The 23,475-nt window shown below is 70.1% G+C and carries 21 protein-coding genes and 3 pseudogenes; 7 read left to right on the top strand and 17 right to left on the bottom strand.

The genetic code is table 11. The features are described 5' to 3' along the window. On the bottom strand, positions 1–1,138 hold a 1,138-nt coding region (locus tag AB0I18_RS20975; RefSeq protein ID WP_363107037.1), incomplete at its 3' end, for an adenosine deaminase. A 75-nt stretch (positions 1,139–1,213) separates the two neighbouring features. After that, the gene (locus AB0I18_RS20970) at positions 1,214–1,624 is read right to left on the bottom strand and encodes a VOC family protein (RefSeq protein WP_363107036.1); all 411 of its coding nucleotides are present in this window, start codon (positions 1,622–1,624) and stop codon (positions 1,214–1,216) included. Between the two features lie 182 nt (positions 1,625–1,806). Here AB0I18_RS20970 and AB0I18_RS20965 point away from each other — a divergent pair, with 182 nt between their 5' ends. After that, entirely contained in the window at positions 1,807–2,517 is a 711-nt protein-coding gene (locus tag AB0I18_RS20965; protein WP_363107035.1) for a dienelactone hydrolase family protein, read from the top strand. Positions 2,518–2,672: 155 nt separating this feature from the next. Here AB0I18_RS20965 and AB0I18_RS20960 read toward each other — a convergent pair whose 3' ends face one another. The 5 genes from AB0I18_RS20960 to AB0I18_RS20940 all read right to left on the bottom strand — a co-directional run bounded on the left by AB0I18_RS20960 (position 2,673) and on the right by AB0I18_RS20940 (position 8,633). After that, entirely contained in the window at positions 2,673–4,076 is a 1,404-nt protein-coding gene (locus AB0I18_RS20960) for a PI-PLC domain-containing protein (RefSeq protein ID WP_363107034.1), read from the bottom strand. A gap of 153 nt (positions 4,077–4,229) precedes the next feature. Continuing rightward, on the bottom strand, positions 4,230–5,117 hold the full coding sequence (locus AB0I18_RS20955; protein WP_363107033.1) for a glycoside hydrolase family 19 protein: 888 nt from the start codon (positions 5,115–5,117) through the stop codon (positions 4,230–4,232). 130 nt (positions 5,118–5,247) lie between these two features. Next, positions 5,248–6,528 (bottom strand): MFS transporter, encoded by a 1,281-nt coding sequence (locus AB0I18_RS20950; RefSeq protein WP_363107032.1) that lies wholly within the window; start codon positions 6,526–6,528, stop codon positions 5,248–5,250. 244 nt (positions 6,529–6,772) lie between these two features. Further along, entirely contained in the window at positions 6,773–8,095 is a 1,323-nt protein-coding gene (locus AB0I18_RS20945) for an aldehyde dehydrogenase family protein (protein WP_363107031.1), read from the bottom strand. Between the two features lie 127 nt (positions 8,096–8,222). After that, on the bottom strand, positions 8,223–8,633 hold the full coding sequence (locus AB0I18_RS20940) for a MarR family transcriptional regulator (protein ID WP_363107030.1): 411 nt from the start codon (positions 8,631–8,633) through the stop codon (positions 8,223–8,225). A gap of 188 nt (positions 8,634–8,821) precedes the next feature. On the opposite strand from AB0I18_RS20940, the gene AB0I18_RS20935 reads away from it, so the two are divergent. The 6 genes from AB0I18_RS20935 (at position 8,822) to urtE (ending at position 15,052) form a co-directional block, all read left to right on the top strand. Further along, positions 8,822–9,934 (top strand): substrate-binding domain-containing protein, encoded by a 1,113-nt coding sequence (locus AB0I18_RS20935; protein WP_363107029.1) that lies wholly within the window; start codon positions 8,822–8,824, stop codon positions 9,932–9,934. A gap of 195 nt (positions 9,935–10,129) precedes the next feature. Further along, the gene (gene urtA / locus AB0I18_RS20930; RefSeq protein ID WP_363107028.1) at positions 10,130–11,425 is read left to right on the top strand and encodes an urea ABC transporter substrate-binding protein; all 1,296 of its coding nucleotides are present in this window, start codon (positions 10,130–10,132) and stop codon (positions 11,423–11,425) included. 67 nt (positions 11,426–11,492) lie between these two features. Next, positions 11,493–12,389 (top strand): urea ABC transporter permease subunit UrtB, encoded by an 897-nt coding sequence (gene urtB / locus AB0I18_RS20925; protein ID WP_363107027.1) that lies wholly within the window; start codon positions 11,493–11,495, stop codon positions 12,387–12,389. Further along, positions 12,386–13,516, top strand: a complete 1,131-nt coding sequence (gene urtC / locus AB0I18_RS20920; RefSeq protein WP_363107026.1) for an urea ABC transporter permease subunit UrtC — start codon at positions 12,386–12,388, stop codon at positions 13,514–13,516. Before urtB ends, urtC begins: the two co-directional genes overlap by 4 nt. After that, positions 13,513–14,349: an urea ABC transporter ATP-binding protein UrtD gene (gene urtD, locus AB0I18_RS20915; protein WP_363107025.1), complete on the top strand. Its 837-nt coding sequence runs from the start codon at positions 13,513–13,515 to the stop codon at positions 14,347–14,349. Before urtC ends, urtD begins: the two co-directional genes overlap by 4 nt. A 7-nt stretch (positions 14,350–14,356) precedes the next feature. Further along, entirely contained in the window at positions 14,357–15,052 is a 696-nt protein-coding gene (gene urtE, locus AB0I18_RS20910; RefSeq protein WP_363107024.1) for an urea ABC transporter ATP-binding subunit UrtE, read from the top strand. Between the two features lie 12 nt (positions 15,053–15,064). Here urtE and AB0I18_RS20905 read toward each other — a convergent pair whose 3' ends face one another. From AB0I18_RS20905 to AB0I18_RS20860, 10 genes and pseudogenes are all read right to left on the bottom strand, one after another. Continuing rightward, positions 15,065–16,261 carry a sigma-70 family RNA polymerase sigma factor gene (locus AB0I18_RS20905; RefSeq protein WP_363107023.1) on the bottom strand — a complete coding sequence of 399 codons (1,197 nt, stop codon included), beginning with the start codon at positions 16,259–16,261 and terminating at the stop codon, positions 15,065–15,067. Next, on the bottom strand, positions 16,261–16,614 hold the full coding sequence (locus AB0I18_RS20900) for a YciI family protein (protein ID WP_363107022.1): 354 nt from the start codon (positions 16,612–16,614) through the stop codon (positions 16,261–16,263). The genes AB0I18_RS20905 and AB0I18_RS20900 overlap by 1 nt, the downstream gene beginning before the upstream one ends. A 92-nt stretch (positions 16,615–16,706) precedes the next feature. After that, positions 16,707–17,412 (bottom strand): annotated as a pseudogene (locus tag AB0I18_RS20895) (nucleotidyltransferase domain-containing protein). A 125-nt stretch (positions 17,413–17,537) separates the two neighbouring features. Next, on the bottom strand, positions 17,538–18,680 hold the full coding sequence (locus tag AB0I18_RS20890) for an LLM class flavin-dependent oxidoreductase (RefSeq protein ID WP_363107021.1): 1,143 nt from the start codon (positions 18,678–18,680) through the stop codon (positions 17,538–17,540). A gap of 73 nt (positions 18,681–18,753) precedes the next feature. Then, positions 18,754–19,944 carry an SfnB family sulfur acquisition oxidoreductase gene (locus tag AB0I18_RS20885; protein WP_363107020.1) on the bottom strand — a complete coding sequence of 397 codons (1,191 nt, stop codon included), beginning with the start codon at positions 19,942–19,944 and terminating at the stop codon, positions 18,754–18,756. Between the two features lie 8 nt (positions 19,945–19,952). Continuing rightward, entirely contained in the window at positions 19,953–20,507 is a 555-nt protein-coding gene (gene ssuE, locus AB0I18_RS20880) for an NADPH-dependent FMN reductase (protein ID WP_363107019.1), read from the bottom strand. 115 nt (positions 20,508–20,622) lie between these two features. Further along, positions 20,623–21,375 (bottom strand): annotated as a pseudogene (locus AB0I18_RS20875) (acyl-CoA dehydrogenase family protein); the annotation flags it as partial. A 149-nt stretch (positions 21,376–21,524) separates the two neighbouring features. Beyond that, a pseudogene (locus tag AB0I18_RS20870) lies at positions 21,525–21,822 on the bottom strand (monooxygenase); the annotation flags it as partial. 46 nt (positions 21,823–21,868) lie between these two features. Continuing rightward, entirely contained in the window at positions 21,869–23,005 is a 1,137-nt protein-coding gene (sfnG, locus tag AB0I18_RS20865; protein WP_363107018.1) for a dimethylsulfone monooxygenase SfnG, read from the bottom strand. 149 nt (positions 23,006–23,154) lie between these two features. Continuing rightward, on the bottom strand, positions 23,155–23,232 hold the full coding sequence (locus AB0I18_RS20860) for a putative leader peptide (protein ID WP_363107043.1): 78 nt from the start codon (positions 23,230–23,232) through the stop codon (positions 23,155–23,157). Between the last annotated feature and the right edge of the window lie 243 nt (positions 23,233–23,475).

Here is a 23,475-nt window from a genome sequence, read left to right as displayed (position 1 = left end):
AGTCGGCGTTGGCGTCGGTGCCGTTGCCGTCCCGGCGGGCGGTGGTGGTGATGCGGTGGCTGTTGGAGCCGGCGTCGGGTTCGGTGATGCCGAAGACCACGTCCCGGATGAGGGCGTTGCGCTCGTCGAACGGGATGAAGGCGCTCTTGAGGGCGTTGACCGTGACCGTGCGCAGGTCGTCGAGGGTCCAGCCCGCCTCGTCGACGAGCAGGGACATCTCGCGGGTCATGGTGGTGCCGGAGACGAGGCGGTTGTCGGTGTTGAGGGTGACGCGGAAGCCCAGGTCGCGCAGGTGGGTGATCGGGTGGTCGGCGATCGAAGTGGCCGCGCCCGTCTGGAGGTTGGAGGTGGGGCACATCTCCAGGGCGATACGGCGGTCGCGCACCCAGCCCGCGACACGGCCGAGCTTGCCGTCCACGATGTCCTCGGTGATACGGACACCGTGACCGATGCGCTGGGCGCCGCAGACCTGGAGGGCCTGGTGGATGCTGGGCAGGCCGTGGGCCTCGCCGGCGTGGATGGTGAACGGGACGTTCTCGGCGCGCAGGTACTCGAAGGCGGCGAGATGGTCGGCGGGCGGGAAGCCGTCCTCGGCGCCCGCGATGTCGAAGCCGAGGACGCCCGCGTCACGGAACGCCACGGCGAGGTCGGCGATCTCCCGGCCGCGGTCGAACATGCGCATCCCGCAGAGCAGCGTGCCCACCCGGACCGGGGTGCCCGCGGCGGCCGCCTTCACCATGCCCGCGGCCAGGCCCTCCTGCACGGCCTCGACGACCTCGGGCAGGGTGAGCCCGCCGTTCAGCATCAGCTCGGGGGCGTAGCGGACCTCGCCGTAGACGACGCCGTCCTCGGCCAGGTCGAGGACGTACTCCTCGGCGGTCCGCAGCAGGCCCTCGCGGGTCTGCATCACGGCGAGGGTGTGCTCGAAGGTGGCGATGTAGCGGACCAGGTCACCGGAGTTGGCCGCGTCGTAGTACCAGGCGGCGAGCGCGTCCGGGTCGGTGGTGGGAAGGGTGTGGCCGACCGCGTCGGCGAGTTCGACGAGCGTGGTGGGGCGCAGGCCGCCGTCGAGGTGGTCGTGCAGGACCGCCTTGGGGAGGCGGCGGATGGTGTCGATGTCTATGCGGGACGCGGTCATGCGGTGGTTCCTCGGCAGGTTCTCTGTGAGTGGGAGCTACTGGTTGTAGGAGCTACGGGCTGTAGGGGCTGCTGATTACTGAGCGGCTTGTTCGAGTGGGGCGGGCTGCAGCAGGTCCCACCGGTTTCCGTACAGGTCCTGGAAGACGACGACCGAGCCGTACGTCTCGTGCCGCGGCTCCTCCAGGAAGGTCACCCCGGCCGCGGTCATACGGGCGTGGTCGCGGGCGAAGTCGTCGGTGTGCAGGAAGAAGCCCACGCGTCCGCCGGTCTGGTCGCCGACCCGGCCGCGCTGCGCCTCGCCCTTGGCCCGGGCCAGCAGGAGCGCGGTGCCGTGCCCACCGGTGTCCGGCTCCACGACGACCCAGCGGGACCCGTCGGGTCGCGGGGTGTCCTCGGTGAGCCGGAATCCGAGGGCCTCGGTGTAGAAGCGGATCGCCTCGTCGTAGTCGTCGACGACGAGGGTGACCAGGGCGATGCGTTTCATCGGGGCCTCTCGGGCAGGTGGTCGGACGGGGAGAGTCCGGGGAAGGTTATACGTAACACGCGAGGATACGGCATCGCGGCGACCGGTCCGTCGAAGTGGGGGGCCGCTTACTGCCTCCTCACCCGACACCTGCATGCTGGAGTCAAGATCGAGTGCGAATCAAGTGACAGGAGTGACTCACCATGTCCGAAACGCCCAGGTCGACCGGGGCTCCCGCCCACCAGAACGTGACCTTCCCGAGCGGCGGGACCACCGCTCACGGCTACCTGGCGCTGCCGCCCGCCGGGCAGGGGCCCGGTGTGATCGTGATCCAGGAGTGGTGGGGTCTGACCGACCACATCGCGGATGTCACCGAGCGGCTGGCGAGGGAGGGCTTCGTGGCGCTGGCGCCCGACCTGTACGGCGGCAATGTGGCGCACGACAGCACGGAGGCGTTCCGCATGATGCAGGACCTGCCCGTGCCGCGCGGTGTCGAACTGCTCTCGGGCGCCGTCGACCACCTGCTCGCGATGCCCGAGGTCACCTCCGAGACCGTCGGCTCGGTCGGGTTCTGCATGGGCGGTGGCTTCGTCCTCTACCAGGCGGCCACCGACCCGCGCGTCAGCGCGGCCGTTCCCTTCTACGGCGTCATCCAGGGCGAGGCGCCCGACTTCTCCGGCCTCAAGGCGCAGATCCTCGGGCACTACGGCGACCGCGACGCCGCCATCCCCGTCGACTCCCTCGATGCCCTGCGCGACACGATCCGCGAGCAGTCCGGCATCACCGCGGACTTCCGCGTCTACCCGGCCGACCACGCCTTCTTCAATGACGGCCGTCCCGAGGTCCACGACCCCGAGTCGTCGGCGCAGGCCTGGGGCAGCACGGTGGACTTCCTGCACGGGCAGTTGGGCTGACACGGTCGCCGCAGCGCCTCGGAGCCGTGCTCGGAGGGCGTGAGATTCGCACAGGTGGGCCGTGCGGATCTCACGCCCGGCCGTGCGATCTCCACTCCGAGGGCACGCGACCACGCTCGGCCCTGTGGTCCAGCCCCGGTTTCACGGCCTGCCCCTCAGTACGTGTACGTGTACGTGTTCAAGGTGGCCACCGCCGCCGCCGGGTTCCCGAGGTCGTACCGGTCCACCGCGAGGAAGTTGGGCTTCTTGCGGGCCGCCGGCTGGCAGAAGCGCTGGGCCCGGTCGGTGAGTTTGGTGTTGTCGGTGGTGGCGGTGGAGGCGATCGCGGCGTCCCGGAAGTGGTTCATCACGAAGAGCGGGCGGAAGGGCGGGGCGGCGCCGGTCAGCGGGATGTTCGTGTTGGCGTCGTACCAGCGGCTGTAGCAGGACCAGTCGGAGCCGCCGAGGCCGGAGCCCATCGACCAGTAGTTCTCCACGGTCCACTCGCGCTGGTACATCACGCCGAAGCTGTCACGGGTCAGGCCCGCGGACTGGTCGGACGAGCGACTGTGGTCGGTGAAGATGAGCAGGCGGTCGTCGGCGGCGATCAGGTCCGCCATCCGCGGCCAGCCCTTTGTCCGTACGCCGGTCTGGTCGGGGCGGTAGAGAACGTCGGACAGGCCGTTCACGCGGGCCAGTTCGCCGCGCAGGACGCCCGGGTCGACGTAGTCCTCCAGGAAGACGGTGACGACCTCACTCGGGTTCTGCTTGAGGAAGTCGACCATGCGCTGGATGTCCACCCACAGGGCCACCGGCCTGCTGACGAGCGTGCAGCTGTTGTGGCACAGGATCGCGCCGTCCGGCGTCTGATGTACGTCCATCATGAACCCGCGTACGCCGTCGGTGAGTTGCTGGCTGATGCCTCGGCTCTGGTTCGGGACGAGGTTCACGAAGGGCGGGGCGAAGCCGCCGTCGACGCCGTTCGCATAGGCGTTGTGCGAGGTGAGGAACGTGACCTGGTCCAGGGTGCGTTGGTCCGGGGACGGCATCGGGGAGGTCGGTGATGTCACCGGGGTCAGATACCAGGCGGACCGGCTGCTCGTCGGGCCCACGACCAGCTGGGCGGGGTAGTTGGCGCCGGAGGGCTTCGCGCCCACGGTCAGGTACTGGTCGGCGCCCGGGACTTTGAGCCGGTACTGGTCCGTTCCCGTTCCCGCCCCCGTCCCCGTTCCTGTCGGTGCGATCTCCCACGCGGCGTCGGCGCCGGCACAGGTCACGGTTCTCGCCTGGCCGGCGGAGCGGCCCAGGCAGCTGCCCGCCGCATCGGTGCTCTCCAGTACGTACGACGTGCCGCTCGGCCGCAGCGTCCACTGCTGGCGGTCCTCGTTGCCCTTGGGGTTGCGCTGGAGGACCGCTCCCCCGCTGTCGGCCGCGTTCAGTCCCGTCACCGCGCTCTGCACGTAGAAGACACCCGACGTCGGCGCCTCCGCCGAGTGTGCGGGAGCCGCCAGGACGGTGGCCAGTGCCGCTCCGGCAACGGCGAAGGAGAGCGAGGAGAGCAGGGGGCGATGGATCCGCATGGCGGTCGGTGTCCCTTCGGCGGCGCGGCGGCGCCGGGAGCGGCGGCCGGGTGTGGGGGTCTGCGCGGCACACTCAATCGGTTTGGTATGTACCGGTCAAGAGCGTGGACCGGTCCGACAGGGCGGCGACACCAGGTCGCCGCCCCACGGACGTCAGCAGTACAGGTTGCCGCCCGCCGTCGTGCCGAGGATCTGCGTGAACCGCTGGTACGCGCTCACCCGGCTCTGCACCTGGGCCGGGTTCTTGCCGTCGCACTCCAGCGAACCGTTGATGCTGCGGATCGTCTGGCCGAAGCCCGCGCCGTTGACCATCGCGTTGTGGCCCGTCATCGTGCCGGGACCGGTCTGCGTGTTCCAGTACCAGAGGCCCGTCTTCCAGGCCACGGATGCGTCGTTCTGTACGAGCCAGGGGTTGTTGAGGAGGTCGATGCCGAGCGCGTCGCCCGCGGCCTTGTAGTTGAAGTTCCAGCTGAGCTGGATCGGGCCCCGGCCGTAGTACGCGGCCTGGCCGGCCGGGCAGCCGTACGGCCGGCCCCAGTCGCAGTAGTGGGGGTAGTTGGCGGTGTTCTGCTCGACGATGTGGACCAGGCCGCCGGTCTCGTGGCTGACGTTGGCGAGGAAGGCCGCGGCCTCCTGCTTCTTGACGGTGTCGCTGCCGGTGTTCGCGAAGGCCGGGTAGGCGCTCATCGCCGCCCGCAGCCCGCTGTACGTGTAGAAGGAATTCCGGTTCGGGAACATCTGGTTGAACTGCGCCTCGCTCACGACGAAGCCGGCGGGGTTCGTGGGGCCCGACTCGCAGGCGTACGGCTCCCAGTACCAGGTGCTGATCGTGGGGTCGTAGCCCGGGTTGTCGTGCTCGGCGATGTAGGCCTTGCCGTCGGTGTAGCGGACGATGTTGCCGGTGACGTAGGGCTTGCCGGCCACCCAGCTCGGATAGCTCGAACAGGCGGCCGCGGTCGCGCCCGTCGCCGGCAGGAGCACCGGCGCGGCGCTTCCGACGATGAGCGCGGCCATGAACCCGGCGATACGGCGTCTCGACACAGGATCAACTCCTTCGCGGAGGACGGCCGTACCCGTACGAGGGCAGCGCGGAGCGGAACCTTGCGCGCACAGGCCGGTGAGACCGGCCACGGCGTACGGGGCGGCCGTGGTGGGGGGTGTGGAGGCACACTCAACTCCCTTGGTCTGGACCAGTCAAGGGTGTAGACCAGTCAACTCGCGGCGGCTGCGGGTTCGGCGTCGTGGCTTCCGTGGGCGCGGGCGACTTCGGCATGTCCAGTAGCGAGCCCCGCGGACCACCGAGCGCCAGGACCGTCATCACCGCCGCGGCGCCCGCCGCCACCCCGAAACCGCCGTGCGCACCGCTCGCGTCCACCGCCCGCCCCGCGATCGCCGCGGCGCCCGCTATGCCTGCCGCGCTTGCGGAGTTTCCCCAGGTGAACGCCTGGGTGAGGACGGCGCGCGGGACCGCCGACTCGGTGAGGACGGAGGCCAGGATCAGCAGGACCGGCACGGCGAGTCCGGTCAGGGCGAGGGTGGCGCCGACCGCGAGGGGAGCGTCGAGGAAGGTCAGCGGGATGCTCGCGAGGGTGAGGCAGGCGGCGGCCGCCGCCTGTCGGCGCCGGGGTGAGCCGCCGTGGCGCCATGCCCCGTAGGCCCAACCACCCACCAGATTCGTGCAGTTGAAGGCGACATAGAGCAGCGCTGCCGCGTCCGGCGTGCCGCGTCCGACGGCGTACGCGGCGACGGACACCTGCACCGCGCCGAAGAACACCCCGAGCGTGAGGCCGAGCGCGACCTGCCGCAGGAACGCGGAGCGGAGCAGGGCGCGTCCGGCGTGCCGGCGTTCGGCGTGGCCGGTGAGGGGCGGCTCGGTGCGGCGCTGGACGGCGAGAGCGAGCCCGCCGCCGACGACGAGCGCGGCGGCGAGCAGCACCCCGGCTCCCGGGCGGCCCGCCGCACCGAGGACGCTCACCAGGGCCGGACCTGCCATGTAGGACGCGCCGTTGGTGAGAGCCTCCAGGGCGAAGGCGGCGGGCAGCGCGGCGGCCCGTTCACCGGACAGCAGGGCGGACCAGCGAGCGGCGGACAGGGCACTGAGCTGGGGCAGCGTCGCCCCGACGAGCACTCCCGCGACGAGGTCCGGAACGGCGCCGGCGAGCAGCAGCGCCACGGCCCCGGCATGTGCGCCCAGCGCGTAGGGAAGCACCCGCGTCTGCCCGAACCGGTCGACAAGGCGGCCGATCTGGGGCCCGGCGACGGCGTCCGCGACAGCGAACCCGCCGGTTACGAGACCCGCGGCGGCATACGACCCGGTTCGAGCGTGCACCAGCCAGACGATGCCGATCCCCGTCATGGCGATACCCAGACGCCCGACAGCGGCGGGAAGAAAGAAGGCCGCGGCACCCGAAGTGCGCAGCAGAGTACGGTAGTTCGCCGACGCCGAAGGCACGACGCATCCCTTTCGCCGCCCGGCGGGACGCGCCACACGGGGTCGTCGGCGTCCGGATGTGCCGACCCGTGGCTGCGCCTGAAGCCGTCCAGTGGTGGCGTGGAGCGGGGACGCGCACCCCACGCCGACTTCGTCACCGGGCAGATGTCATGCGGTAGTTGATGACCTCCTTGAGCCTAGAGGAACGGCACGCAGAAACGAACAGAGGAGCCCGGCCGGGCACTTCACCCAGAGCCCTCGCACATCACCGCAGCGGTTTGGCGAGCACCGCCTTGCGGTGGCTGAACGTCTCGATCGAGTACCGGCCGTGGTAGTTGCCCATGCCGCTCTCGCCGACCCCGCCGAACGGCAGGTCGGAGACGGTGAGATGGGCGAGGGGCAGGCCGAAGCCGAGACCGCCGGAGGAGGTCTCGTCGGCGATCCGCTGCCGGGTGGTGTCGGACTCGGAGAAGACGTAGAGGGCGAGGGGCTTGTCGCGGTCGTTGATGAAGGCGATGGCCTCGTCCAGGCCGGGGACCGTCACGATGGGCAGGATCGGGCCGAAGATCTCCTCCCGCATGACCGGTGCCTCAGGGGCGACGTCGGCCAGGACGGTCGGCGCGATGTACTTCGTGGCGCGGTCACGGTCGCCGCCGACCACGACACGGCCGGAGTCGAGCAGCCCGCTGAGCCGGTCGAAGTGCCGCTCGTTGACGATCCGGCCGTACTCGGCGGAACTCGCCGGGTCGGACCCGTACAGCGTCTCGACGGCCTTCAGGAGAGCGGGTTCGAGAGCGCGGGCCGTCTCCGGATCGGTGAGTACGTAGTCGGGTGCGACGCACGTCTGCCCGGCGTTGGAGAACTTGCCGCGCGCGAGGCGGCCGGCGACGACGGAGAGGTCGGCGTCCCGGTCGACGAAGGCAGGGGACTTCCCGCCGAGTTCGAGGGCGACGGGGGTCAGGTGGCGCGCGGCGGCGGTCATGACGATCCGCCCGACGGTGCCGTTGCCGGTGTAGAAGATGTGGTCGAAACGCTCGGCGAGCAGGGCCGTGGTCTCCGGGATACCGCCTTCGACGACGGCGACCGCGTCGGTGTCGAGGTACTGCCGCAGCAGCCGCGCCAGGACGGTGGAGGTGGCCGGGGCCAGCTCGCTGGGCTTGGCGACGACCGCGTTACCCGCGGCGAGCGCGCCGAGCAGGGGCGCGAGCAGGAGCTGCGCCGGATAGTTCCAGGGTGCGATGACCAGGACGACGCCGAGGGGGTCGTACTGCGTCCACGCCGTCGCGTCGCCGCCGAGGTGCGCGGGGACGGGTGCGGACTCCGGACGCAGCCATTCGTCGAGGTGGTCCAGGGTGTGGTCGATCTCCCGCACGACGAAGTTGATCTCCGTGCGGAACGCCTCCGTGGAGCTCTTGCCCAGGTCGGCATGGAGGGCGGCGGCGAGGTCGTCACCGTGCGAGGTGAGCATCTCGCGCAGGCGCCCCAGCTGGGCGGTACGCCACTCGACGGGCTTGGTGCGGCCGGAGCGGAAGGTGGCGCGCAGCCGGGCCACGACGTCTGCGGGCTGCTCGGGGGTGGGGTGGTTCACGGTGCGTGCCTCGCTGGTCGGGGCGGACGTGGGCCCGCGCTCTGGTGATACTAGATGTATACACCAACCTTTTGGGCGGCCGGATAAATTCCACGTCCGACACGGCACATGTTCCATGAGGGTCAGGTCACACGGAGGACTCCGCGGCCGAGCCGTCGAGCGCGTCCACCAGCCGGTGCAGCAGCCCTCGCAGCAACTCGTCGTCGCCGTCGCTCAGTGCCGGCCACTGGGCACGGACCTCGCGGTCCACGCGCCGCCAGTACGTCTCGCCGCGCGGGGTGAGGTGGGCGAGGATGCGGCGCCGGTCGAGGGGGTCGACGCGCCGGTAGACCAGGTTCTGGTCAACGAGGTGGTCGACCAGCTTGGTCAGGGTCGGCGGCGGCAGGAAGGCCGCTTCGGCGACCGCCGTCATGGGGTGGCCCTCGCCGTCCGAGAGCAGGCAGAGCACGCGCCAGGCGTCGAGTGAGCAGTCGTGCGCCTCCAGGGCGACCTGCAGGCGGCGCGCGGCCAGCCGCTCGGCCCGCGTCAAGAGGTGCATGAGGTCCTGAGACCGACGCGGAGGTGGGGTCGGCATCCTTCTCCTCGCTCCCGGGGGTCAGCACATCGTACAAGTCGCGCTTCCCGTAATGGATCTCCCACCGAAGATCCGCACACCTGCCCCCGCAGGCGCGGACCGCACCCCGAGACGGATTGGAGTTCACCGGACGGACCCGGAATCATGACCGTATGGTCAGGCTCGACCCGCCTCCGCTCGACTGGTTCACCGCCGACGACTCGGTCGTCAGCGTGGCCCTGGTGTTTCCCATGCAGGGCGCCGCGGGGATCTTCGGGCCCACCTGCGAGCTGTGCGCGCGGCTCGCCGCGGAGGAGGTCAACCGCTCGGGCGGGGTGCTCGGCAAGGAGCTGCGGCTGCTGCCGGTCGACGGCGGCGCCGAGCCGCGGCACATCGCCGAGCACGTCGAGGCGCTGGTGGACCTGGGCATCGTGCAGGGCGTCACCGGCTGGCACATCTCCTCCGTACGCCAGGCGCTGGCCCCGCGGATCGCCCACCGGGTGCCCTACGTGTACACGGCGCTGTACGAGGGCGGCGAACACACCGCCGGGGTGTTCCTGACCAGCGAGACGCCGAACGACCAACTACGGCCCGCCATGCGGCTGTTGGCCGGTGAGCACCGGGTGCGCCGCTGGTTCGTCGTGGGCAACGACTATGTGTGGCCCCGGCGCACGGCCAGGGCGGCGCACCATTACGCCCGCGAGTCGGGAGGCGGTATCTGCGCGGAGGCGTACCTGCCGCTCGGCACCCATGACTTCGACGGTGTGCTGCGGCGGATCGAGCGGTCGGACGCGGACGCCGTGCTGATGCTGCTCGTGGGCAGTGACGCGGTCCGCTTCAACCGGGCGTTCGCCGCCTCCGGTCTCGACGAGCGGTGTCTGCGGCTGAGCACGCTGATGGACGAGAACATGCTGATGGCGAGCGGCCCCACCGCCACGAAGGGCCTCTACAGCACGGCCGGGTTCTTCGCGTCACTGGCGAATCAGGACACGCTCGACTTCCACGGCCAGTACGCCGGACGGTACGGAGTCGAGGCGCCGGTCCTCGGCAGTCTCGGTGAATCGTGTTACGAGGGCGTGCTGTTGCTCGCCGCGCTCATCGACCGGGCCAGGACCCTCGACGTCTCCGCGATCGGCGCGGCGGCGGACACCGTGTCGTACGAGGGCCCGCGCGGGCTGCTCCACCTGCGGGGCAGCCATGTGCGCCAGCGGATCTACCTGGCGCGGGCGGACGGCGTGGACTTCGACGTCGTCGCCCAGCTGGATCTTCACGAATCACGGTCTTGACATGCTCCCGTCCTCGCGAAGATACTTCCCACAGGAAGTAATTAGAATGCCTCGGGCGAACTGCGAATTCATGAGCAGAATTCCGCCCCGGGCATTTTTTGTTACCCGCTGAGAGCGCGAAGATACCGCTGGGAAAGTATTGCGAAACGCCGTGGAAACAGGGCGACCTGAGGCTGTGGACCGCACTTCAGGAGGATGTCCTCCTTCCAGCCCGAGGGGGTTCTTTTGTCCAGCGGTTCCAGCGGTTCCAGTTTTTCCCGGCGCAGGGTCATGGCGGGTGCCGCGGCGCTCGCGGCCGTCGTCACGCTCTCCGCGTGCGGCGCCAAGACCGACGCGGGCGGCTCGTCCGACACGGCGGCCAAGGCGGACACGAGCGGCGACACGGTCAAGGTCGGCCTGCTCAACTCACTGTCCGGCACCATGGCGATCAGCGAGGTGACCGTACGCAACTCGCTGAAGCTGGCGATCGAGGAGATCAACACTTCGGGCGGTGTGCTCGGCAAGAAGATCAAGCCGATCAGCGAGGACGGCGCCTCCGACTGGCCGACGTTCGCCGAGAAGGCGAGCAAGCTGATCAAGGAGGACCGGGTCGTGGCCACCTTCGGCTGCTGGACCTCGGCGAGCCGCAAGGCCGTGAAGCCGGTCTTCGAGAAGAACAAGTCCCTGCTGTTCTATCCCGTGCAGTACGAGGGACTCGAGGAGTCCCCGTACATCTTCTACACGGGTGCCACCACGAACCAGCAGATCGTTCCGGCGCTCGACTACCTCAAGAGCCAGGGCAAGAAGAGCATTTACCTCGTCGGCAGCGACTACGTCTTCCCGCGTACCGCCAACAAGATCATCAGGGCGTACGCGAAGGCCAACGGCATGAAGGTGCTGGGCGAGGACTACGCGCCGCTGGGTTCCACGGAGTTCAGCACGATCGCCAACAAGGTGAAGGCGGCGAAGGCCGACGCGGTCTTCAACACCCTCAACGGCGACTCGAACGTGGCCTTCTTCAAGGAGTACAAGTCCGCGGGCCTGACCGCCAAGAGCATGCCGGTGGTCTCGGTGTCGATCGCCGAGGAAGAGGTCAAGTCGATCGGATCGCAGTACCTGGCCGGCCAGTTGACGGCCTGGAACTACTACCAGACGACCGCGGGCGCGGCGAACACCAAGTTCGTGAAGGCGTACAAGGCGGAGTACGGCCAGGACAAGCCGACCAGCGACCCGATGGAGGCCGCGTACACCTCGGTCTACCTGTGGAAGGCGATGGTCGAGAAGGCCAAGTCCTTCGACCCGGAGAAGGTGAAGGCCGCCTCGGACGGCATCACCTTCGACGCTCCCGAGGGCAAGGTCACCGTCGACGGCGCGTCGCAGCACATCTACAAGACCGCCCGGATCGGCAGGATCGGCGGCGACGGACTGATCGAGCAGGTGTGGGACTCCGGCAAGGCGATCAAGCCCGACCCGTACCTCAAGGGCTACGACTGGGCCTCCGGCCTCTCCTGATCACCCGTCACGTGCACGTGGGGGCCTCGCGCGAGGCCCCCACGTCCCGCCTCCCCGGAGCCGCCGCATGACCGTGATCCTCGGTCAGACCTTCACCGGCATCAGCATCGGTGCCGTCCTGCTGCTCATCGCGCTCGGCCTCTCGCTCACCTTCGGCCAGATGAACGTCATCAACATGGCCCACGGCGAGTTCATCATGGCCGGCGCCTACACCACGTACGTCCTCCAGAAGTCCATCAGCAGCGCGGGCCTGTCGCTGCTCGTCGCGCTGCCCGTGGCCTTCCTGGTGGCGGGCGCTCTCGGTGCGCTCCTGGAGTGGCTGCTCATCCGCCGCCTGTATCTGCGCCCGCTCGACACACTGCTCGTCACCTGGGGTGTCTCGCTGATGCTCCAGCAGGCGGCCCGGGACATCTTCGGCGCCCCGAACGTGCAGACGCGCGCGCCCGACCTGCTCACCGGGAACATCACCATCCTCGGCGGCGACGACCCGCTGACGTTCGCCAACAGCCGCCTGTTCATTCTGGGGTTGGCGGTCGCGGCCGTCGTCGCGCTGTCGCTGACCCTGCGCCTGACCTCGCTGGGCCGCCGGATCCGCGGTGTCGTACAGAACCGCGATCTGGCCGAGGTGTCCGGCATCTCCACCGAACGCGTGGACCGGACCGCGTTCTTCATCGGGTCCGGGCTCGCCGGGGTCGCGGGCGTCGCACTGACCCTGGTCGGTCCGATCGGTCCCACGATGGGCACCAACATCATCATCGACGCGTTCCTGGTGATCGTGGTCGGCGGCATCGGACAGCTCAAGGGGACGGTGATCGTCGCCTTCGTGCTGGGCGTCCTGCAGTCCGTCCTGGAGTACTCCACCACGGTCAGCGTCGCGAAGGTGCTCGTCCTCGTGGCCATCGTCGCGTTCCTCCAGTGGCGGCCCCAGGGGCTGTACACGCTGCGCACCCGGAGCCTCGTATGACCGAACCGAAAACCACCAAGGGAATCAAGGGCAAAGGCCTCCTCGACGGGCGGTCGACGCGCGCCGTGGCCGGTTTCGCCGCGGCCGCCCTGGCCCTGTTCGCCGTCGCCCCGCTGGCGCTCTCCGACTTCCGGCTCGGGCTGCTCGCCAAGTACCTGTGCACCGCGATGGTCGCCGTCGGCATCTGCCTGGCCTGGGGCCGCGGCGGACTGCTCACGCTCGGCCAGGGCGTGTTCTTCGGGCTGGGCGGCTACGCCATGGCGATGCACCTGAAGATCGCCGACGCGGGTCCTGGCAACCTCCCCGACTTCATGCAGCTGTACGGCACGGCCACCGAACTCCCATGGTGGTGGCGGCCGTTCGAGAATCCGCTCTTCGCGCTCGCCGCGACCGTGCTGCTGCCGATGGCCGTCGCCGCGATCCTCGGCACGTTCATCTTCCGCCGCCGGGTGAAGGGCGCCTACTTCGCGATCCTCAGCCAGGCACTCACCGCGGCCTTCGCGATCTGGCTGATCGGCCAGCAGGCCACGACCGGCGGAACCAACGGACTCACCGACATCCAGGGCTTCTTCGGCTACGACCTCAACGACCCGGTCAACCAGCGGATGGTGTACTTCATCATCGCCGCGGCGCTGCTGCTGCTCATCGTCATCGCCCGGCAGCTGATCAACAGCCGGTACGGCGAACTCCTCGTCGCCGTACGGGACTCGGAGGAGCGGGTGCGCTTCCTCGGGTACGACCCGGCGAACGTGAAGCTCGTCGCGTACGTCGTGGCGGCCGGCATGGCCGGCCTCGCGGGAGCCCTCTTCGTGCCCGCGGTCGGCATCATCTCCCCCGCGATGATCGGCATCGTGCCGTCCATCGAGTTCGTCATCGGCGCCGCGGTCGGCGGCCGGGCGAGCCTGGCCGGCGCGGTACTCGGCGCGGTCGGGGTCGCCTGGGCGAAGACGGCACTGTCGGAGGAGTTCCCGGCGGCCTGGACGTACTTCCAGGGATTGCTGTTCATCGTGGCCCTGGCGTTCCTGCCGGGCGGTCTCGCCTCGCTGGTCGGGATGGTCCGGCGGCGCAGGGCGGCGCGCGCGACCGGGGAACCGACGCCTGCCCTTCCTCTTGGAGAAGCAGCATGAGTGAGCTCTCAGGCCTTGCGATACGCCAACTGCGGGTGTCCTTCGACGGGTTCAAGGCCGTCGACGGTGTCGACCTCGACGTCGCTCCGGGTGATCTGCGCTTCCTCATCGGGCCGAACGGCGCGGGCAAGACGACGCTCGTGGACGCCGTCACCGGCCTGGTGAAGGCGGAGGGTTCGGTGCTCTTCGGCGGCGGGGAGCTGCTCGGGCGCAGTGTGCACAGGATCGCCCGGTCGGGGATCGGCCGGACGTTCCAGACGGCCACGGTCTTCGAGGAGTTGACGGTCCTTCAGAACCTGGACATCGCGGCGGGCGCCGGGCGCGGCATGCTGACGATGCTGCGGCGCCGCAAGAGCGTCCCGGAGCCCGTCGCGCGCGCCCTGGAGACGGTCGGGCTCACCGAGTCGGCCGACAACCTCGCCGGGACACTCGCCCACGGACAGAAGCAGTGGCTGGAGATCGGCATGCTGCTCGTGCAGGACGTACGGCTGCTGCTGCTCGACGAGCCGGTCGCCGGCATGAGCCACGACGAACGGCAGGCCACGGGTGAGCTGTTGCAGCGCATCAGCGAGGAGCGGACCGTGGTCGTCATCGAGCACGACATGGACTTCATGCGCTCCTTCGCGCGCAGCGTCAGCGTGCTGCACGCGGGCCGGGTGCTGAGCGAGGGGACGGTGGCCGAGGTGCAGGCGGACCCCAAGGTGCAGGAGGTGTACCTCGGGCACGCGGCCGTCCAGGACGCCGAGTTGATACTGCCGGAGCCGGAGCCGGAATCTGAGCCTGAGCCCGTGGACGGTGCCGCCGCCGCAGGCGCGGCCGTGAAGGAGGCGTGAGCCGGACATGAAGCTGGAGATCGACGACATCCGGGTCGGCTACCACCGCAGCACCGTCCTGCACGGAGTCTCCGTGGAGGTGCCGGCCGACGGCGTCGCCGCGGTGCTCGGGCACAACGGCGCGGGCAAGAGCACCCTGCTGCGGGCGGCCGTCGGGCTGCTCACCCCGTCGAGCGGCGCGATCCGCCTGGACGGGGAGGACATCACCCGCCGCAAGCCCCACGAGCGCGTGGCACGCGGTATGGCCTACGTGCCGCAGGGCCAGCAGGCCTTCCCCCACCTCACAACGGCGGAGAACCTCCAACTGGTCGCGGACGGACGCAAACGCGGCAAGGCGGCGATCGCCGAGGCACTGGACATGTTCCCGGTGCTGCGGACCCTGTCGAACCGGCGGGCGGGTCTCCTCTCCGGCGGCCAGCGGCAGCAACTCGCCATCGCCCGGGCCCTGGTGACGGAGCCTCGGATCCTGCTCCTGGACGAGCCGACCGAAGGCATCCAGCCCTCGATCGTGGCCGAGATCGAGGAGACGATCCTCGCGCTGGCCGCTCGCGGCGGACTCTCGGTGCTCCTCGTCGAGCAGCACGTGGGCTTCGCGATGCGGGCGGCGCAGCGGTACTGCGTCCTGGAGGCCGGGCGGGTCACGTCGTCCGGTGAGGGCGGGCAGGAGGCGGAGCGGTCCGTGCGGGAGGCGCTGAGCGTGTGAGCGGGCCCGCCCTCAGGGCCGTACGAGCGCCTGCCGGCTTCGCTCCAGGCAGGCGCGCTCGGCCGAGTTCTCGGTCAGGGCGATGGCCGCCTCGTACGCCCGCACCGCCTCCGCCCCGCGGCCCAGGCGGCGCAGCAGATCCGCTCGTACGGCGTGGAAGGCCGGGTAGCCACCGAGGTCGAGCTTCTCCACGAGGTCGAGGGCGCGATCCGGTCCCTCGGTCTCGGCCACCGCGACGGCGCGGTTGAGGGCGACGACCGGGCTCGGGGCGAGGGTCATGAGCTGGTCGTACAGCCGGCGGATCTGGCCCCAGTCGGTGGCTGCCGCGGTGGGGGCGTCGCTGTGGACGGCGTTGATCGCGGCCTGGATCTGGTACGGGCCGGGCCGGTTGCGGCGCAGACAGCGGCGTACGAGGGACTGGCCCTCGGCGATCAGATCGCGGTCCCACCGGGAGCGGTCCTGGTCGGAGAGGAGCACCAGTTCGCCGTCGGACGTCGTGCGGGCGGGCCGGCGGGCCTCGATGAGGAGCATCAGCGCGAGCAGGCCGAGGGCCTCGGGCTCGTCCGGCATGAGCTCGACCAGCAGACGGCCGAGGCGGACTGCCTCCGCGCAGAGGTCCTCCCGGCCCCCGTACCCCTCGTTGAAAATGAGGTAGACGACCGCAAGCACTCCCTTGACGCGATCGGGGAGGTCGGCGTCGCGCGGAACGCGGTACGGGATACGGGCGTCGCGGATCTTGGTCTTGGCCCTGACCAGGCGCTGGGCCATGGTGGGCTCCGGCACGAGGAAGGCGCGGGCGATCTGTGGCGTGGTGAGCCCGCCGAGGAGCCTCAGAGTGAGCGCGACCTGGGCCCGGGTGGCGAGCGCGGGGTGGCAGCAGGTGAAGATCAGGCGGAGCCGGTCGTCACGCACGGGGCCCTCCTCGGGCGGTGCGTCGGGGGCGTACAGCCGGGCCGCCTCGGCGTGCCGGGCCGCACGCGCGGACTCGCGGCGCCACCGGTCGACGGCCCGGTTGCGGGCGGTGGTGATGATCCACCCGGCCGGGCTCGGCGGGATCCCCGTCTCCGGCCACTTCCGCAGCGCCGTGGCGAACGCGTCCTGGACCGCTTCCTCGGCGAGGTCGATGTCGCCGAGGAAGCGGACGAGGACGGCGACCGCACGGCCGTATTCCGCGCGGAATACGGCCTCGATGGCGGCGTTCGAGGTCATCAGTCCTCGGTTTCGCCCATGAAGGGCCGCACCTCGATGGGAAGCGTGGTCGCCAGCGTCGCCCTGCGGCCCCATTCAAGTGCCGCGTCGAGGTCGGGTGCCTTGATCAGGCAGATCCCGCCCAGGTATTCCTTGCTCTCGGTGTACGGGCCGTCGGTGATCAGTACGTCTCCCTTGTCGGCCCGCACCACCGTGGCCGTCTCAGGTCCGTGCAGTCCCCCGGCGAACACCCAGGCGCCGGCCTCCTTGAGTTCGGCGTGGAAGACATCGAGGTCGTGCATGATCCCTTCCAGGACCTCGGGGGCGGGCGGCTCCCCCACCGGCTGCATCACGCTCAACAGGTAGTGCTTCATGACGTGTCCTCCTTGGTGGTCTCTCACTGACTACACGAAGGGGAGACCGCCGGATCGACACACGCCACGACGTCGACGGGAGATTTTTTCGGTCACCGCCCGGGCGCTGCCGCCGGTGTGTAGTAGTGAGCGCGGACGCGGCGCAGCCACGCCTCGGCGGGCGCCCTCGTCGGGCTGTTCCGGCAGGGCGCTCGGGGTCGCGTCGAAGGCCGCTTCGTACCGCTTGAGCAGGGGCAGCGCGGTCATGGCGTCGGCTGCCACCTGTTCGCCGAAGCGGTGGTACTCCTCCGGGTCCTCGACTCGGATGCTCAGCCGTCCGGTGGCGTACAGCTCGAAGCCCTGGTGGCACAGGCGCTTCAGGTGGCGGGCGTGCTTGGCCGTCCGTTTGCGCGTATCGGCGGAGAAGGAGCCGTCACCGCGCTCGTAGAGCCGCTTGAACTGCTGCGTGGCGTAGCCGAGGTAGGCCTCGCGGACCCGCTGCGCGGCGAGCAGGGTCGACCGGATGCCGATCAGTTCGTCACCGAGCGGCGTACGGACCTCATACAACTCGTCGGGCAGCCAGACGAGTTCCATGACGGTCGGGTTGCCGCTCAGGGCGAGCCGGCACCACTTGGCCGCTTCGTGGAGTGTGCTGTCGGGCGCGGTCGTGACATGGGACTCCTTCGGCCGGTGCAGGCCGTGGAGGTCTTCGGTGGGGGCGGCGAACATGCCGAGCCGGTCCACGTCCGAGCCCGCGTGGGCGAGGCCGTAGGCGGTGGAGCCGACGATGCCGGACAGCAGGATGTTCGCGATCGTCATGGCCGTCCCCCTTACCTGTGCGAGTTCCCCTGTACGAGCCGGGCGGCTCGCTCAAGGTCATCACCTGGGAGGCGGCCGAGTACAGCGGTTTTCCGGGGGCGGGGTGCGGCCGCGCCCCCGGAGCCTCAGCTCGCGAACGGCACCTGTGCCGAGGGGATGGGCCGGTCGGCGAAGGGGTGCTGCCACAGGCCGCGCGCGGCGAGCCGGGGCAGGACGCCCTCGCCGAACCAGTACGCCTCCTCCAGGTGCGGATAGCCGGAGAGCACGAACTCGTCGATGCCCAGGCGGTGGTACTCGGCGATGCGGTCGGCAACCTCGTCGTGGCTGCCGACCAGGGCGGTGCCCGCGCCGCCGCGCACGAGGCCGATGCCGGCCCACAGGTTGGGGTGGATCTCCAGGCCGTCGCGACCGCCGCCGTGCAGCGCGAGCATCCGCTGCTGGCCCTCGGACTCGCTGCGGGCGAGCCCCGCCTGCACGGACTTCACGGTCTCCGGGTCGAAGCCGGCGAGCAGCCGGTCGGCCTCCGCCCAGGCCTGCTCGGAGGTGTCGCGGGTGATGACGTGCAGCCGGATGCCGAACCGGACGCTGCGGCCCTCCTTCGCCGCCAGCCCGCGGACCCACGCGATCTTCTCGGCGACCTGCGCGGGCGGCTCGCCCCAGGTCAGGTACACGTCCACGTGCTTGGCGGCGACCTCGCCCGCGATGGGCGAGGATCCGCCGAAGTAGATCTCGGGGACCGGGTCGGGCACGCGTGCGAGCGTGGCGTCCTCGACCTGGAGGAACTCCCCTGCCAGGTCGACGGTCTTGCCTTCCCACAAGTCCCGGACGATCTCCAGGAATTCGCCGGTACGGCGGTAGCGGGCGTCCTTGTCGAGGAAGTCGCCGTACGCGCGCTGCTCGTGGCTCTCGCCGCCGGTGACGACGTTGAGGAGGAGCCGCCCGCCGGTCTGCCGCTGGAAGGTGGAGGCCATCTGCGCCGCGAGCGTCGGTGAGACGAAGCCGGGGCGGAAGGCGACGAGGAACTTCAGCCGCTCGCTCTGCTGGGCGACCATCGCGGTGGTCAGCCAGGCGTCCTCGCACCAGGCACCGGTGGGCGTGAGCGCGCCGACGAAACCGAGGTCCTCGGCGGCGCGGGCGATCTGGCTCAGATACGCGACCGTCGGCGGCCGGTCCCGGCCGGACACCGTGGCGGGGGTGCCGTGACCACCGCCGACGACGTGACGGCTGTCGCCGTTGGTGGGCAGGAACCAGTGGAAGGTGAGGGACACGGGGGTGTTCTCCGATCGGGGGGTTTCTCGTGGCGGTTCTTGTGGGGGGGGTTTGTACGAGCTCTCGTGGGGCTCAGAGGAGTCCGTGGCGCGGGGGCAGGGTGCCGTTGAGCACATAGCGGCCGATGTGCTGGACCTTCCAGCGGGCCGGGTCGTGCAGTGTGTGGGTGCGGGCGTCGCGCCAATGCCGGTGCAGATTGAGTGAGTTGAGGGCGGATCTGGTGCCGGACACTTCGAAGAGCGCGGCCGACACCTCGACGGCGGTGGTCGCGGCGTACGCCTTCGCGGCGGCCACGGCGATGGACGCCTCCGCCGCCGAGGCCTCCGTCAGGTCGGCGCGGGCCGCGTCGACGGCCCGGGCTGCCGCGCCGAGCAGTGCTTCGGTGGCCCGTACCCGGATGGCCAGTTCGCCGAAGCGCTGGATGAGCAGCGGGTCCTCGGCCGCGGTCTCGACTCCGCTCTCGAACCAGGGACGGCTCTCGGTGCGGACGAACTCCACGGCTTCGGGGAGTGCGCCCGAGGCGATCCCGGCATCGATGGCGGTGTGCAGCAACTGGGCGATCGCGCCGTGGAGTTGAGGGCTCTGGAAGGTGAGGTGGTGCGGGACGATCCGGTCGGCGGGTACGGGCACGGCGTCGAGCCGGACGGTGCCGCTGGCGGTGGTGCGCTGGCCCATGCCGTCCCAGTCGTCGACGACCGTGACTCCGTCGGCGTCCCTGGGCACGTACGCGACATGCAGGGTCTCGTCCTCGGTGCGGGCCAGGACGGGGATCCAGTCGGCGAAGAGGGCGCCCGTGGAGTAGTGCTTGACGCCGGTGAGGACGTACGAGCCGTCCGGGCGCGGCTCCAGCCGGGTGCGGATGTCCTGGACGTGCTTCGTACCGGCCTCCGACTGGGCGTTGCCGAAGCGGCGCCCGGCCAGCACCTCGCCGAAGAAGAACTTCCGCTGTTCCGAGGTTCCCTGACGACGGATCACGTTGACGTACACGAAGTGGCTCTGCGGGATCTGGGCGAGGCTCGCGTCGGCCGAGGCGAGCAGCCGGAAGATCTCGGCGAGGGTCTCCTGGCGTACGTCGGCGCCGCCGTGCTCGGCGGGCACGGTGACGGCGAGCAGTCCGGAGGCGGAGAGGAGCTCCAACTCCTCCCGGGGCAGCCTGCGTTCGGCGTCCCGCCGGGAGGCCTCGGCCTGGAACCCGTCGGCCAGTGCGGCGGCGACGGACAGCGCCTCGGTGTCGTCGGCGATGACTTTGGCTGCCGTGGACACGGACACGGTCAGCCCGCCGCGGCCAGGATCGGCCTACGGCCCAGGGCTTCGGAGAACTGGTCGAGCACCTGGGTCAGGGCCTCGGTGGCCGCGGGCGCCACGGTGATGCCGCCGTCCTCGCCGACCGTGATGTCCTTGTCGAGGGTGAACCAGCCCTGGACTATGTGCCGGGCGCCCATGGAGCTGAGCACCGGGCGCAGGGCGTAGTCGATGGCCAGCACGTGCGCGGTGGTGCCGCCGGTGGCCAGTGGCAGCACGGTCTTGCCGGTGAGGGCGTACTGCGGGAGCAGGTCGAGCAGCGCCTTGAGGACACCGGAGTAGGCGGCCTTGTAGACGGGGGTGCCGATGACGATGCCGTCGGCGCGTTCGAAGAGTTCGGTGGCCTCGACGATCGCGGGATGCCGGAAGTCGGCGCCGAGCAGGGCGTCGGCGGGGATCGTGCGGACGTCGAGCGGGATCACCTCGTGGCCCTGCGCGATCAGCCGCGTGTCGAGGTGGCGCAGCAGACGGTTCGTGCGGGAGGAGACGGAGGGACTGCCGGAGACGGACAGGACGGTGGCCATGGGCCCTCTTTCGGGAACGAGGGGCGCCTCCTGCGCGGAGGAGGCGCCCCGAAGCGAGCGGAAGAGCGGAGGAGCAAGAAACGGTGGAGCGGAGGAGCAGAGGGCAGAGGGGCGGTCAGGAGTACCAGGTGGGTTCGGGCAGTTCGCCCTCCAGGACCCAGCGGCCGACCTCTCGCCGCTTGTAGGCGACGGGGTCGTGGAGGGTGTGGGTGCGGACGTTGCGCCAGAAGCGGTCGAGGCCCTCGGCGGTGGCGGTCGAGCGGGCGCCGGTCACCTCGAAGATGCGGTTGCTGATCTCCAGGGCGACGTCGGTGGCACGCGCCTTGACGGCTGCCACCCGGACCTCGAAGTCGCCGCGGGCCTTCTCGGTGACGGCGTCGGGGTCGTCGTGCAGCTTCTGTCCCTCGGCGGCGACGGTGTCCGCGAGGGCCTCGACCGCCCACAGCTTCGCGGTGAGGTCGCCGTAGACGTCGATGACGTACGGCTCGTCGACCGCACGCTCGTGGCCGCCATGGAGCCACGCGCGCGCCTTGGTACGGGTGTAGGTGGCCGCCGTCTCCAGGGCGCCGCCCGCGATGCCGAGGTAGAAGCTGACGAAGACCAGCTGGATGGTGGGGACGTTGAGGGTGTTGTAGATCCGCGGCCGGAACTCCTTGTCGACGTATCCGGCGGCGGAGGCCCAGGGGGTGCGGACCCCGTCGAGGGTGACGCCGCCACTCTCGGTGAGCCGCTGGCCGATGTTGTCCCAGTCGTCGAGGAAGGTCAGGCCCTCGGAGTCGGAGGGCACCATGGCGAATTGGTGCTGGTCGGTGCCGTCCAGGATGCCTTCGAGGACCATGACATCGGAGACGCTGCTGCCTGTCGAGAAGATCTCTGACGGTGCGAGGCGCCGTGCTACGCTCGCGACGTCGCGGCGGGACACGCCGGTGGGACGACACCGCTCAAGCGGTCGAGCGTCCGTGAACCTCAACCTCTCAAGGTTGGAATCCTCCTGCTTCCAGCGGGGGGAGGATGTCAAAGGTAGTGGTAGCCGAGCAGCTGCCCGATGGAGTCGTCCGCCTTGGAAATCTCGCGGACTACGCGGTGGGCGGTGGGCCAGTCCTGGCCTCCGCCGCCGTGTTCGCTGGGGCTGAGCAGGGTAACCAGGTCGGCGCCCTTGGGGAGTTGGACCCCATCGTGCCGGGTGGCCCACGCGGTCACGTGCGGCGGCGTCGGTGGCGAGGACGGCGGCGACCTCGGCGGCGCGGGCGACCCAGTGCTGGCCGGTCTGCGGGGCGGGGCGGGTCTGCCAGTCGGTGGGCGTGGCGGTGCTCATGGTGAACCTCTCTCGCAGTGCGGTGCGAACGGGTCGTGGACAGACGTCAGGCATGGACCGCTACGGACTCTGGCTCGCTCTCCGGAAGTTGGGCCTCCAGCTCCCGCACCAGTGGCAGCACCCGACGGCCGAAGTACTCCACCTCCTCGTGGTAGTGCAGGAAACCGAGGAGGAAGAGGTCGACGCCGAGGCGCTTGTACGCGACGATCCGCTCGGCGATCTGCTCCGGGGTGCCGATCAGGCCCGTACGGAAGCCGTCGTTGTACTGAACGAGGTCCTCGAAGCTGGAGTCCTGCCACATGCCCTTGCCGTCGGCGGCGGACTGTCCGGCCTGCTTCACCGCGGCACCGAAGCCCTCGACGGCCTCGGTGTCGGCCTGGGCGACGATCTCGCGGAGCGTCTCGCGGGCCTCGGCCTCGGTGTCCCGGGCGATCAGGAAGGCGTTGAGGCCGAACTTCGGTGCCCTGCGGCCGACTTGGGCGGCGGACGTGTGGACGTCGGCGATCTGCTCGGTGACGCCGTCGAAGTCCTTGCCGTTGGAGAAGTACCAGTCGGAGACGCGGCCGGCCATGGCGCGGGCGGCGGTGGAGTTGCCGCCCTGGAAGATCTCCGGGTGCGGGCGCTCGGGGGTGTTGAGGGGCTTGGGCTTGAGAGTGAAGTCGCGCAACCGGTAGAAGTCACCGGCGAGTTCGGTGTGGTCCTCGGTCCAGATCTGGCGCAGGGCGCGGATGAACTCCTCGGAGCGGCGGTAACGCTCGTCGTGCTCCAGCCATGGTTCGCCGAGGGCGGTGAACTCGCCCTTGAACCAGCCGCTGACGACGTTGACCGCGAACCGGCCCTTCGACAAGTGGTCGGCGGTGGCGCCGAGTTTGGCGAGGACGCCCGGGTGCCACAGGCCAGGATGGACGGCGGCGATGACCTTCAGCCGCTCGGTGGCGAGGAGCAGGGCGAGGCTGAAGCTGGTCGACTCGTGCTGGAACTCGGCGCCGTAGCTGGCCATGTAGCGGACCTGGCTGAGGGCGTAGTCGAAGCCGTTGTTCTCGGCGAGGACGGCGAGTTCGCGGTTGTAGTCGTAGCTCCAGTCGGTGCGCTGCTCGATCTTGCTGGTGACCAGGCCGCCGCTGACGTTGGGCACCCAGTAGGCGAAACGGACGGGGTCTGCGGAGAGGTTTTGGGCAGGCATGAGGAACTCCTGTCGCGGAACTGCGGGCAGGGCGAATTCAGGGTGGGGAATTCATGAATTCAGGCAGCACACACCTGTGGACCGACGGCATTCGACGGTTCACGGATCAAGCAGAGAAGGGGGAATGGACGAAGGTGTGCAGGCTGCGGTCAGGCCGCAGGGCAACAGGCCGCGCTGGAGACACGCGCAAGGTCGACATGGCGTCGCCGCGTGAGGTCCAGTCGCATCGTCATGTTCTCGATCGTGGCAGCCTCCGGTCCGGACCGTCAAGGAATACCCGATCGGTCTCGCATCCCGGACCGGCGAATTTCACGTAGCGCACCAACCTCGTCGCGAAGTGTCACCAGGAGCGATACGCCTGACCACTCGCGCCCCTACGGACCCACCGACCGCTACACATAAAGATGAAATAAGCGCACAATGGGTACGCGGCGCTTACCGCACACCACACCGGAGCGGTTGGATCTGCC

Source organism: Streptomyces sp. NPDC050704, from assembly GCF_040654355.1.
GTDB lineage: Bacteria > Actinomycetota > Actinomycetes > Streptomycetales > Streptomycetaceae > Streptomyces.
Note: the sequence above shows the minus strand (reverse complement) of the source record. Positions and strands in the feature narration are given on the sequence as shown.